The sequence below is a fragment of the Dehalococcoidales bacterium genome (genome assembly GCA_041652735.1).
Classification (GTDB): domain Bacteria; phylum Chloroflexota; class Dehalococcoidia; order Dehalococcoidales; family RBG-16-60-22; genus RBG-13-51-18.
The window spans coordinates 22,121-34,674 of record JBAZGT010000017.1 but is presented as its reverse complement, the minus strand read 5'-3'; the positions used below and the strand labels follow the sequence as shown (position 1 = coordinate 34,674).

Annotated in this window: 12 protein-coding genes and 1 tRNA gene; 6 read left to right on the top strand and 7 right to left on the bottom strand. The window is 57.6% G+C overall.

Annotated elements, in window-relative coordinates; genetic code table 11:
• Window positions 1-115 precede the first annotated feature (115 nt).
• Entirely contained in the window at window positions 116-1,279 is a 1,164-nt protein-coding gene (locus tag WC370_07285) for a DUF4349 domain-containing protein (protein ID MFA5309268.1), read from the bottom strand.
• 114 nt (window positions 1,280-1,393) lie between these two features.
• Window positions 1,394-1,789, bottom strand: coding sequence for a LysR family transcriptional regulator (locus WC370_07280; GenBank protein ID MFA5309267.1), 396 nt, complete (start codon window positions 1,787-1,789; stop codon window positions 1,394-1,396).
• A gap of 248 nt (window positions 1,790-2,037) precedes the next feature.
• Here WC370_07280 and WC370_07275 point away from each other — a divergent pair, with 248 nt between their 5' ends.
• From WC370_07275 to WC370_07265, 3 genes are all read left to right on the top strand, one after another.
• Complete coding sequence (locus WC370_07275; GenBank protein MFA5309266.1) at window positions 2,038-2,265, top strand: helix-turn-helix domain-containing protein; 228 nt, start codon at window positions 2,038-2,040, stop codon at window positions 2,263-2,265.
• 94 nt (window positions 2,266-2,359) lie between these two features.
• Entirely contained in the window at window positions 2,360-2,647 is a 288-nt protein-coding gene (locus tag WC370_07270) for a hypothetical protein (protein ID MFA5309265.1), read from the top strand.
• 250 nt (window positions 2,648-2,897) lie between these two features.
• Window positions 2,898-4,517, top strand: coding sequence for a thiamine pyrophosphate-dependent enzyme (locus tag WC370_07265; GenBank protein MFA5309264.1), 1,620 nt, complete (start codon window positions 2,898-2,900; stop codon window positions 4,515-4,517).
• A gap of 350 nt (window positions 4,518-4,867) precedes the next feature.
• Here the strand turns inward: WC370_07265 and WC370_07260 are convergent, their stop codons facing one another.
• From WC370_07260 to WC370_07240, 5 genes are all read right to left on the bottom strand, one after another.
• A complete protein-coding gene (locus WC370_07260; GenBank protein MFA5309263.1) occupies window positions 4,868-6,148 on the bottom strand; it encodes a diaminopimelate decarboxylase in 1,281 nt (426 codons plus the stop codon).
• 45 nt (window positions 6,149-6,193) lie between these two features.
• Window positions 6,194-6,928, bottom strand: coding sequence for an SDR family oxidoreductase (locus WC370_07255; GenBank protein ID MFA5309262.1), 735 nt, complete (start codon window positions 6,926-6,928; stop codon window positions 6,194-6,196).
• Between the two features lie 88 nt (window positions 6,929-7,016).
• Window positions 7,017-10,370 carry a maltose alpha-D-glucosyltransferase gene (treS, locus tag WC370_07250; GenBank protein MFA5309261.1) on the bottom strand — a complete coding sequence of 1,118 codons (3,354 nt, stop codon included), beginning with the start codon at window positions 10,368-10,370 and terminating at the stop codon, window positions 7,017-7,019.
• A 33-nt stretch (window positions 10,371-10,403) separates the two neighbouring features.
• The gene (locus WC370_07245) at window positions 10,404-10,601 is read right to left on the bottom strand and encodes a hypothetical protein (GenBank protein ID MFA5309260.1); all 198 of its coding nucleotides are present in this window, start codon (window positions 10,599-10,601) and stop codon (window positions 10,404-10,406) included.
• A 69-nt stretch (window positions 10,602-10,670) separates the two neighbouring features.
• Window positions 10,671-10,755, bottom strand: a tRNA-Leu gene (locus WC370_07240).
• Window positions 10,756-10,946: 191 nt separating this feature from the next.
• On the opposite strand from WC370_07240, the gene WC370_07235 reads away from it, so the two are divergent.
• The 3 genes from WC370_07235 to WC370_07225 all read left to right on the top strand — a co-directional run bounded on the left by WC370_07235 (window position 10,947) and on the right by WC370_07225 (window position 12,520).
• Window positions 10,947-11,087, top strand: a complete 141-nt coding sequence (locus WC370_07235) for a hypothetical protein (protein ID MFA5309259.1) — start codon at window positions 10,947-10,949, stop codon at window positions 11,085-11,087.
• Between the two features lie 128 nt (window positions 11,088-11,215).
• Window positions 11,216-11,557: a helix-turn-helix transcriptional regulator gene (locus WC370_07230; GenBank protein MFA5309258.1), complete on the top strand. Its 342-nt coding sequence runs from the start codon at window positions 11,216-11,218 to the stop codon at window positions 11,555-11,557.
• 12 nt (window positions 11,558-11,569) lie between these two features.
• Window positions 11,570-12,520 (top strand): hypothetical protein, encoded by a 951-nt coding sequence (locus WC370_07225; GenBank protein ID MFA5309257.1) that lies wholly within the window; start codon window positions 11,570-11,572, stop codon window positions 12,518-12,520.
• Window positions 12,521-12,554 lie beyond the last annotated feature (34 nt).

Here is a 12,554-nt window from a genome sequence, read left to right as displayed (position 1 = left end):
ATTCTTCCCCCGATTGCATCGGGGTCAGAATGACACGTGCATGCTGCTTTCAGGTTAAAAAGAGAGGGGGGCGTTGGCCCCCCTCCGTTTTTTTTACTTATGATAGTGAGCTAGCCTATTGCGCCTGCTTCCTGTTCTTGCGCCGGCGCCACCAGGCGAAGTACAGGATTATCAGGATGGCGATCCAGATGGGGCTGAAAATACCCAGCCAGATGAAGAAGGCAGCCACGCCGCGGAAGAAAGCCAAGAGGGCGTTCCAGGCGTTGCCGCCCACGCTGCCGCCGCTCCAGCCTCCCATCACGGTGATATAGTCCGTCCGGGTATACTCGGCGGGATTGCCTTTATCGTCGGTTATCTTAACGGTGACGGTGAAGTTGCCGCTCTTGTGGTAGGCATGGGACGGGTTGGCCTCGGTGCTGGTTTCACCGTCGCCGAAGTCCCACGTATAGCTGTAAGGGGCGAACCCGCCGACAATGCTAGGATAGAACTGCACAGCTTCCCCCTGGTTGACAGTCCGGGTATTGGCGTTGAACTCGACGGTAAGCTTGGACTGCTCCAGGGTAACGTTAATCAGGGCCAGGGCGGAGCTTTCCTCCAGGTACTGCATCTGCCCTTTAATCTGCTCGATTTGGCCCCGGGTATTGGTAAGCTCGCGCTGGACATTGAGAATATCATCGACATCGCCAGCCATTTTCATCAGCTCGAGGAGCTGGGCTTCAGAGGCCTCAAGATTGGTCAGCCGGGCGGAGAGGTCGACGTACTGTTCGGTCACATCCTGTCCCGAGGTGCTTTCCGCCCTGATATCCACGGCCAGGGCATGCAGCGCGGCGAGGGTCTCATTGTATTTAGCGGAGTCCACGCGGAAAGCGATGCTGGCGTAGAGCCGGTTCTGGTCTTCCTGGAGGCTGGAGCTGATGACGAAACCCCCGTTGGCGCCGGCCAGAGCGGTTATCTGCGACATGGCGATGGAAACATCATCGACGACCAGGGTCAGGTAGCCGTTCATGATAACCATACGGTCGGAGGAAGAGGTCGTCTGGGCGGAGCTATAAGCATAGTCCCCGCCTTTAGAACTGTCCCCCGACATAATCACGGTGGGAATGGGCAGCGTTATAGTTGCCGGGGGCGTTATAGCGCCATCCCAGGAAATCGCCGCTTCATTGTGCGCGTAAGTTGCGTCCGGCAAAGTGACCTTGGCGGGGCTTTCATTCCGGGCACAGGCAACCACCGTGCCGGTAAGCATGATGAGAATCAACAGACCGAGTAAAATTTTTTTCACTTCAGCCTCCTTGCTATTGGCGTTCTGCTATATTATAACGCCGCAGGCGGCCAAAGGTTACTGCTATGAAGAAAAATATATGGCGGCGAAGAAATAACGAGGGAAGCAACGGGGCTAGCGGTTGACGGCCTCCCGGACGCTGGCGCGCTTTTCCTTGAATTCCCGGATGATTTCCCGGCCCTCGTCAGTCAGGCGGGCGAAGCCGCCCTTAGCGCCCCCGGTGGACTTTACCACCAGCGGCCGGGGCGAGAGGCGGTTCATCGCCTCCACCCAGAGCCAGGCGTTGCGGTAGGTCAGCTTCATGGAGCGGGCCGCCGCCGATATCGAGCCCAGCTCGTCAATGCGCTCCAGCAGCATCGCCCGGCCCCACCCCATTAAAAGCTTACCGTCTTTTTCCAGCCAGACCTTGCTTTTCACCACGATGCCGGACTCCGGCGGGTGGCCGAAACGCTGCCCGTGCTTCACCCCGAACTCCGGTACGCTTTTACCCGCGGCTTTTTTCTTACCCATAATAATTACCCTGAATTCTTATATTATCAACAATATAACGTACTGTCAATTTCCCGATACCGCGGGCGTCACCGCGGCCATCCGCGGAGGCTACGGGGAATCAGGCCTTTTGTGACTATTTTGTGACACCGGCCCGGATTATTGTGACGCCGCTGTTACCTGCTCTTCCTATGCTATGTGTAATACGTTCGTTTCGTTAAAAACACGCAAAATAAAGGATTATCGCTTTCGATAGTAAGGAGCCCTACTTGCCAGCTAAAAAACATCCGGAAACGGTAAAGTTAACCTCCAAGAATATCGCGGACTATTGCCAGGTAAGCAAAAGCACGGTGCTGGAATGGATCAAGAGCGACCGGCTTAAAGCTTTCCGGCTGCCCAGCGGCCATTACCGCATCGATAAAAAGGACTTCAAGGACTTCCTGGTCAAGTGGAACATGCCCGTCAAGGGATGGCCTTTCGATAACAAGCTCAGGTAAGAAAGGGGGTGATTCACCGGGAAAATACCATGGCATTATGCGCACCGGATGAAGGAGTCAGCACTTATTAATCTTGCCCTACAAGGAGAAAATCATGATGAAGACGGTAAATACCATCGAAACCGCCGGTCAAACCAGGAAAGCGGCCCAGAGATTGAGCTCCAGGATGGAAGCGATAGCCCGGGGCGTGCAGGCACGCTACGAGGAAAGCACGGGATACACCAAGACAGTGACCGATGAAACCATTAACATCGCGAGGTTGTTAGGCGTTCCCGCCGCGGAAATTGAAAGATGGGCGAATAACCGGCAGCACCACCTGGCCCATGATTCAGATAAATTACGTGAAATCAAGTCATTACTCAATAAGGCGGCGCGCGGCTAAAGAGATTTCCCGCACCGCCCCCGCCGCTTAACGGCGGTCTTTATTAAAAATATCAACAGCAAAAACCGTATTGGCCACGCGGCTCCGGCGGCAGCCGGAAACCGGGCAAAAAATGCGTGCGCACTCTATACGATGTCCCATAAATGCATTTTCTCTGATTACCCCCTCTTTCCGTGCGCCCGCATGGTTACTTAGGCGGCCGGTTTATAATATAATGGAACGGTAACCCTGATATCGAGCGGAGGTAACCATGCCCCTGATGAGCGGCGCGGAAGCGCTGACGGCTTTACTGGCGCGGGAGGAAATCCCGGTGGTCTTCGGGCTGCCCGGCGTGCAAATCATGGAGGCCGTGGACGCCATTTACCGGGACAAAAGCATCCGCTGGATATCCGTCCGCCACGAGCAGACGGCCGCCTACATGGCTTACGGCTACACCCTGACCACCGGTAAGATAGGCGCGGCCATGGTGCTGCCCGGGCCCGGCGCGCTGAACACGGCCGCCGCCATCGGGACCGCTTTTGCCGCCTCCGCCCCGGTGCTGCTGATTTCCGGGCAGATAGAAAGCCAGTACATCGGTTTTCACCGCGGCGTCCTGCACGAACTGGACGAGCAGCTCGACGTGTTCCGCTACATCACCAAGTACAACGCCCGCGCCCAGCGGGTGGAGGACATACCGGACATCCTCTGCCAGGCGCTGCGGCAGCTAAAGACCGGCCGGCCCCGCCCGGTTGAAATAGAAATACCATTCGATTTATGGGCGAAGCGCGGGGAAATGACCTTCTCCTCTACCGATAAACTGCCCCCGATTGCCCCGGAGCCCAAGGATATCCGCAACGCCGCCGCCATACTGGCCAAAGCGGAGCGGCCGCTGATACTGGCGGGGCGGGGCGCCATTAAAGCCGGGGTGGCCGAAGAAATCACCCGGCTGGCGGAAAAACTGAAGTCGCCTGTCGTCATGACGCCGGAGGGGCAGGGGCTGATACCGTGCAGGCACCCTTACTGCGCCGGGAACTACACCCTGTGGCTCAACCCGGTATTCCAGGAGGCGGACGCGATAATAGTCATCGGGAGCAGGCTGCGGGCTTCCGGGAATACGCGACTCAACCTGAGGCTGGAGCAGAAGCTTATCCAGGTGGACTGCGATGCCGGGGAACTGGGGAGGAACCACCGCGCGGACGTCGGCATTGCCGCGGACGCCGGGCTGACTTTGAAGGCTTTGATGCCGACCCTGGACGGCCCGCCCGCCAGCCGCTGGAAGAAGTCCGAAATCGCCTGGCTGCGCACCACCTTAAAACAGAAGCTGGAGAAAGCCGCGCCACTGCAAATGGCCTACATCCAGGCTATTTACGGGGCAATCGGGGACGAGGGGATAATCGTGCCGGATGTAACCAACCTGGGCTACTGGTGCGATATCGCCTACCCGGTCAACAAAATGTACAAGTACGTGGACTCGTCCTACTTCGCCACGCTGGGATTCGCTTTTCCCACCGCCCTGGGCGCCAAGGTGGCCCACCCGGACAAACCGGTGGTGGCCATCTGCGGGGACGGCGGGTTCGCCTACGCCTCGGCAGAGCTGGCCACCGCCGTCCAGGAAAAGATAAACGTGATTGCCCTGGTCTTTACCGATAACGCTTACGGGACGGTGGCGGGGATACAGCGCCGCCAGTACGGGGAGAGGTACATCGGGAACAAGCTGCACAACCCTGATTATGTCAAGTTTGCCGAGATTTTCGGGGCGGTGGGAATGAGGGCGGAAAACCCGGCGGAGCTGGGGGAGAAGCTACGGGAGGCACTGGGGGCGGACAAGCCGGTGATAATAGAAATACCGGTGCCGCAGCTGGACACGCCGTGGGACACGCTTTTAGGATAAGTGACAAGTAGCAAGTGACAAGTAGCAAGGAATATTTAAGATTAAGTGTGGCCCCACCCCACTAGTTTACCCCATAAATAAATCAAGCCGGAGTACCCGGGTCCCGATTTACACCGGGATGGATGTTTAGCTGGTGCTAATCCCTTCTGACTTAATCTTCGACTTTTTCAAAGGGAGACGAATTACCCCTAAATCGTGGTTTGCCGAGAGTGGATTCCAGCTTTCGCTGGAATGACAACGGGAAAAGGGGAAACGAATTGCTGCGATACTCTCGCAACGACGGGTGACGCTGGATTCCCGCCCCCGATTGTCATACGGGGCATGGCTGCGCGGGAATGACAATTTCCTGATTATTTCTTTAGTTTTAGGACCTTAGGCTGGAAGTTAAGCGTGGCAAATAAATCGTCAATAGTTTCAGCGCGCTGGATGAGGGCCACCGAGCCATCAGAGTGGAGGAGCAACTCTTGAGGGCGCGTCCAGCCGTTATAGTTGCCGCCCATAGCCGGGCTGTGGGCGCCGGTATCGTGCTGGACCATGATGTCCCCTATTTGCGCTTTGGGCAGCAGGCGCTGTTTAGCAAACTTGTCATTGTTCTCACATAAAGGCCCGACCACGTCAACGACTTCCTCCCCACCCTGCCGCGGCTTCCCCTGCGGTTCCAGGATGGTGATGTGGTGATAGGCGGACTCGTAGATGGCGGGGCGGGGGTTGGCGGACATGGTGGCTACGTCCACGCCGACGTACTCACGGTACTTGGACATGCGGTTGATGACCGCAGCCACTAAAGCGCCGTGGGGGCCGGTCATGTAACGGCCGAACTCGGTGAAGAGTCGGGGCACATAGCCGTACTGCTTTTCAAACGCGTCAATCAGGGCTTTAGCTTCCCGGACAAACGCCGGCATATCGAAAGGCTTATCATCGGGGCGGTAAGGGATGCCAACCCCACCGCTGATATTGAAGAAATCGAACTTGATGCCCAACGCCTGCGTCACCATCCCCATAACGTCCAGGAGCATTTTCACCGTCTCCACCATGTACCGGTAATTACGCTCGTTGGAGACAATCATGGAATGCAGGCCGAAGCGTTTGGCGCCGCGCTTAACGGCCAGGCGGTAGCCTTCGACAATCTGGTCGTGGCGGAGGCCGTACTTGGCTTCCACCGGGATGCCGATGATTTGATTGCCGGTACGGCGTTCGCCGGGGTTATAGCGGAAGCAGACAAGCTCCGGGAAGTCCGGCACGGCGTCAATCATAGAAATATCATCGATATTCAGGATGCAGCCGCCGCCGGCCAAGGCCAGCTTGAACAGCTCCGGGGAGGTATCGTTAGAGGAGAACATGATGTCCTCCCCGTGAAAGCCGTTTTGCCGGGCCAGCATCAGCTCGGAGGCGGAGCTGCAATCCAGGCCGAAGCCGAGCCGCTGCATGATTTTCAGTATGGCGGGGTTGGGCAGCGCCTTGACGGCGAAAAACTCCCGGTAGCCGTGAAGACCGCCGAACTCTTTTTTCAGCCGCCCGCCGGTATCCAGGATACCCTGCTCGTCAAAGATGTGGAAGGGCGTGCCGAAATATTTAATGATTTCCGGCAGGCGGGGGAAAAGCCTGGTTTGAAAAGCCGCGGACATGGGCATGGCGGTCGTCTCCTCTTGATATAAACTCAAAGCTAATTCGATTTACTAAGTTCCAAGCTGGACAAGCTGGCCGACCATATAGCTGCAACGGTCCGAGGCGAGGAAGGCCACCACCGAGGCCACATCCGCCGGCTCGCAGAGTCGTTTTAGCAGAGAAGCCTGCCGCTCACCTTCCAGGAACTCCTGGGGGGCGCGGTAAATCAGTCCCGTTTTACCCAGCCCCGGCCCCACCGCGTTAACGATTATCCCCTTATCCGCCACCTCCCGCGATAAAGCCCTGGTGAACTGGACGACGCCGCCCTTGGCCGCCCCGTAAACGGATATGTTGGGGATGCCCTGCCCGCCGGAGGTATTGATAATGCGGCCGTAACGGCGTTCTATCATGTGGGGCAAGACGGCGCGGGCCACCCGCATCTGGCCGAGGAGGTTAACGCCGATATCGAACTGCCAGTCTTCCTCCGTCATCTCCAGGAAGGGGCGGAGTATGCTGCTGGCGCCGGCGTTATTCACCAGGATATCAATCCGGCCGAACTTCTTAATGGACTCGGCCACCATGGCGTCCACCGTTTCCCGTTTGGTGACGTCCACCTTGACAGCGAGGGCGCGGCGCTTTAGAGCCTCGACCTCCCGGACGGTCTGCCGCGCCCCTTCAAGGTCAATATCCGCGGCGATAACGTCACAGCCTTCTTCCGCCAGCGCGAGGCAGATGGCCTTGCCGTAGCCTATCTGGCTGCCGGCGCCGGTGACCAGGGCCACTTTATCCTTGAGTTTCAAATCCATAGCGGACCATCCTTCCTTGCCCGTTTATCCCCACCGCCAGCCCGATGTCACCCTTCGACAAACTCAGGGTGAGCGGGACCATATTCCTTTAAGACTCCGTCTCCATGAGCTGGATAACGCCCTGGAGGGGCACCTGCAGCCAGCCGGGGCGGTTGTTAAGCTCATAGTCGATTTCATAGACGGCCCTTTCCAGCAGGAAATCATCCAGCAGTATCCTGAGCTGCTCCGGGTCCTGAGGGACCAACCCGGCATCCTTAATACTGTTAAGATAGGAAGCAAGGAAAGCGGCCGAAACCACGGTATACCAGTACTCCGTCCAGTCCTGGAGGAGGGCCAGCTCGTCCGGGGGGCGGGGCGCCAGCGATACCTGGCGCAATAAAGCGTTATGGGCGGCATAGTGGAAAGAGCGTATCATGCCCGCCACATCGCGGAGGGGCGAACGCTTCAAACGCCTTTCACTCAGGTGGCGGGCGGTCTCGCCCTCAAAATCGATAATAATGAAGTCCTTGCCGGTGTAAAGCACCTGTCCCAGGTGAAAATCACCATGACAGCGTATGCGCACCCCGGCGATATTCCGGCGCTGGATTAAACGGTAGCGCTCCACGATTTGCCGCTCCAGGTCAATGACCCGCTGACAGGGTTCCCTGATTTCTTCCGGCAGGCCGTCCAGTTTTTCCCGCAACAGCTGTAAAGTACGGATGGTGTTGCCGCGCATGGACTGGTAAAGCGAGGTCTGGTAGCCGGAGGAAAACGGCTCCGGGGCGAAATCACGGTCGTCCGGGGCGGAGGCGAGCGCCCGGTGCATTTCCGCGGTGCGCTGTCCCAGGAGCTGGATGGAGACCAGGTAAGCGCCGAAAGCCTTGTGGGCGGGGGTAGCAGCCTCCCCGGCCAGAGACACCAGGTTTTGCCGCGAAAGCGGCGGGCGGTCCTTCACCGGCTGGGTGAGCATATACTGGAAGTAGCTGTCCAGCGACTCCTGAGTATAGTGCCAGGCGTCACCTTCATTGGGGATAAAGCCCTGAAGGATACCCAGGCTGATGGGACGGGTGTTGGTCTGGAAATATTCCAGAGCGCCGACCAGTGGCGGCCCGCTGGTGAAGTCCGTCTTCTCCGTGAGAAAGCGGCCTATTTCCAGCTCCGGGTTAATGCCTTCCCCCGGCTGGCGGAACAGCTTGAATACCAGCTTATCACCGTAGACAATGGAGGTGTTGGTCTGCTCCGTCTTGACGATGGCGGGCTCGGGGACGGCCCCGCCGGGAGGCAGGGCGGCGGCATAAGCGTGGGTGGAGGAGGTCATGATGCGGCCGTGCCTGCCGCGAAAACGCTGTTTCCGGCCGATGCTTTGCAGCAGGCACAGACAGAAGTTTTTATCCAGCATGGCGTCACAGAGCAGGGTCTCCGCGGAACCGTCCGGCGGCTGCAAACGGGCGACGACAGCCTGGGGCTGCTCGCTACGGATGACGCGCATCTGCCCGGCGGAGATAACGCTAAGCGGGACGGCGTAGGTCTCCGGCTCGCCCTCCACGAAGTTAAGCTGAATCAAGATAAAATAGGCGGTACACTTGGGCGTGTGCATGGGAATGACGTCCCTGATGCGGGACGACTGTATATAGCGGGCTTTGCTGCGGAACCAGCGGCGGCCCTTCAAATAGTCCTGCAAGACGGTTTCCATCAGGTCCAGGTTCTCGTCCTCAAAAAGCTCTTCCACCCCCCTGGGGATAGTGGGCACCATGGCGATTTCCTCGGCGGGGAGGACGCGGGGCTGCTCCACGCCGGTCTGCCGCGGCTGGAGCGAGAACCAGAAATAGGCGTAAGGGCAGAGGGTAAAGTGATACCGGCCGTCCGCGACCGGCGCGAACTCCACCGGCCCGAAGAGATTGATAAGCCGCCAGCCGTTGAACTCATCAAGGGCAACCTGGGTCTGCTGGGCCAGGTGAGACAGATTGGCGACGACCAAAATGGTCTCCCCCTCATAGCGGCGCAGAAAAGCCAGCACCTTGTGGTTATCCGGCTGGAGAAACTCAATGGTGCCACGCCCGAAGGCCCGGTAGCGCCGGTTCAAAGCGATAATCATTTTCATCCAGGACAAGAAGGAATCAGAATTATCTTCCTGGGTGGCCACGTTGACGGACTCATAATGGTAGCCGGGGTCGGTAATGGTGGGGAGATAAAGCTTTTGCGGGTTGGCGTTAGAAAACCCGGCGTTCATACCGGCGCTCCACTGCATGGGCGTGCGCACCCCGTTGCGGTCGCCGAGATAGATATTATCGCCCATAGCAATCTCGTCCCCGTAATAGACCACCGGGGTGCCGGGCAGGGAGAAAAGCAGGGCGTTCATCAGCTCCAGCTTGCGGCGGTCGTTATTGAGCAACGGCGCCAGGCGGTGGCGGATGCCCAGGTTGAGGCGGGCGGTGGGGTCCTTGGAATACACCCTATACATGTAGTCGCGCTCTTCATCGGTCACCATCTCCAGCGTCAGCTCATCGTGGTTGCGGAGGAAGATGGCCCACTGGCACTTTTCCGGGATGGGCGGCGTCTGCCGCAGGATGTCCACGATGGGGAAACGGTCCTCCATGCCGATGCCCATGAAGAGGCGGGGCATGATGGGGAAATGGAAAGCCATGTGGAACTCATCCCCCTGCCCGAAGTAAGGGACAGCGTCCTCCGGCCACTGGTTGGCCTCCGCCAGGATGATGCGGTTTTTAAACTTGCCGTCGATATGAGCGCGCAGCTCTTTCAGGAAGGCGTGGGTCTCCGGCAGGTTCTCACAACTGGTGCCCTCCCTTTCGTAGAGGTAAGGCACGGCATCCACGCGCAGCCCGTCCACGCCCATGCCCAGCCAGAAATCCACCACCTTGAAAATAGCCTTGTGCACGGCAGGGTTATCATAATTGAGGTCCGGCTGGTGGGAATAGAAACGGTGCCAGTAATACTGCCGGGACAGGTCATCCCAGGTCCAGTTGGAGTATTCCGTGTCTTTAAAAATAATGCGGGCTTCCTTGTACTTATCCCGCGAATCGCTCCAGACGTAAAAATCCCGGGCGGGGCTGCCGGGGGGCGAGCGGCGGGCTTTCTGGAACCAGGGGTGCTGGTCCGAGGTATGGTTGATAACCAGCTCCGTAATGACGCGCAGGCCGCGGCGGTGGGCTTCATCCAGGAAGTCTTCAAAGTCGGCCATCTGGCCGTAAACGGGGTTGATGTTAAGATAGTCGGATATATCATACCCCTCGTCCTTGAGTGGGGAGGGGTAAAAGGGGAGCAGCCATAAAGTGTTGACGCCGAGCTCCTCCAGGTATTCCAGCTTCTTAATCAAGCCGGGGAAGTCGCCGATGCCGTCGGCGTTGCTATCGTAGAAAGAACGGACATGAAGCTCGTAAATGGTGGCGTCTTTATACCAGAGAGGGTCGTCCCGGAGGGGCGGTGTAACGATTCTTTTTCTCATCTCAAGCTATCCGTATTATACTGGCAGTCCCAGTTACTTCGAACCTTTTTGCTCTTGAAGGAAAAGCTCCGCCCTGCGGAGCATCTCTTGCCGGGTATCTTTTTCACAGCGGCAGAAGATGAACTTATAGTATATCACTTTATCCGGGTGTTCCACGGCACCGACGAGGAAACAGTTTTCCAGCTCCAGCCACTCTCCTTCTTTGTTCAGAACCAATACTTTGTCTTCCATGGGGCCCTCCCTATATAAGCCTTTTTTTAACCAGCCAAACATGCCAAACCAACCGTTTTTCATATTCCGTGGTGGGGAAGGGGGGACTCGAACCCCCACGCATTGCTGCACTGGATCCTAAGTCCAGCCCGTCTGCCAGTTCCGGCACTCCCCCTAAAGCCGAACCTCACTCTCCCGTACTATAACATTTTACCTCTACAGTCTCAAGTAGTAGGAACCCATTGACAAAAAAGGAAGGCGCTGCCATTATACCTAGATAGTCTATGTATAATGGTTGTCCAGGTATATGCCCACGCCGGGGCAGCCGCCGGTAACCCAGAGGCTATATTTAAAGAGGTCACACCGATGAGATTATTAAGTCTGGCTATTTGTTCCCTGGGTATCTGGGTTTTCCTGAGCGCCTTCGTGCACGGGTCATGGGTAGGCATCGTGTTCGGCGGAATCGCGGCGGTGCTGGCGCTGGCCGGGGCGGCCAAGAGAGAGTAAGCACTCTCCGGCTTTTTCTTTTGCGGCTGGGCCCCGGCGCTCCCTTCACGCCTCTTGCAAAGATAAAACAACTCTGATACCATGACATCAACAGCCAATATAGATAAATACCGCCAACGAGGTGATACATGGAACCGAAACGCGACCTCTTCAAGGGAAGCTCCAACTCCCTGCTCCTGTGCCTGCTGGAGCACCAGTCGATGTACGGTTACCAGATAGTCAAGGAGCTGGAAGCGCGGAGCCAGGGATATTTCAAGTTCAAGGAAGGCACGCTTTATCCCGCCCTGCACCGCCTGGAAAAGTCCGGGCTGATATCCAGCCAGTGGCAATCGCTACCTAACGGAAGGCAGAGACGATATTACAATATCACCGCCAAGGGCAACGCCAAGCTGGCGATGGAAAGAACGCAGTGGCTGGACTTCTTCACGGCGGTGACACTGATCTTGCAACCGGAGAGGGCAAGGATATAAGAGGGCGGGGAAATGCTGCAGGATTTAACGCAATATCTGGAGAATATCAGGTTCAATGCACGCCTCGAGTACGCCGATGAAAACGGCGTAATGAGCGAACTCGAAGCGCACATCGAGGACAAGCTACAGGATTTGACAGACACCGGGCTCAGCCAGGAAGAAGCCATCAAGACCTGCATGGGAGAAATGGGCAGCACCAAGTGCGTCGCCCGGCAGATTTACGAGGCTTACAGCCAAGGCGACTGGAAACACGTACTGCTGGCCGCCATGCCCCACTTCCTCTGCGGGCTGCTTTTCCTGCTGGGCTGGTGGCAGTACCCCGCCTGGATTTCCGTATCACTGGTACTGATTATCGCCATTACAATTTACGGCCTCAGCCACGGCAAACCTACCTGGATATTCCCCTGGCTGGGCTACTCCATGCTGCCGGTGGTGGCGGTGGGGCTGGTATTGTTTTCCCTGCCCCGGGGCTGGTCACTGCTGGCGCTGCCTATCTACTTACCCCTGGCCATCTGGTGGCTGGTACACGTCACCATCATGACCACCAAGCGGGACTGGCTTTTCAGCTCGCTGATGCTGATACCGGTGCCCATCATGCTCGGCTGGTTCCTGGCTATTTCGCCGTCCGGCAGGTTCACCGACGATTCGCTGGAGAGGATAAGCTACTACGCCCCGTTAATCGGATTAAGCTTCATGGCGCTGGCGCTGACTATCGCCATTTTTGTCCGCATACGGCAGCGGGGACTGAGGGTGGGGCTGCTGGCCGCTTCCGGGGCGGCGACGCTGATAGTAATCGTTTACTATGCTACCGGACGTCTGAATAACCTGGCTTTCCTGGGGCCGGTAATGGTGGAGTGGGGAGTGCTTTTATTCCCCCCGCTGCTGGAAAGACGGCTCAAACGCAACAAGGCCAAGGCTATCGCGAAAGGGACCGGGGACATAAGCGTCACGCCTACAGCCTGAAGACGCCTTTCAAGAGGTCGCCTTACGAAGAAAG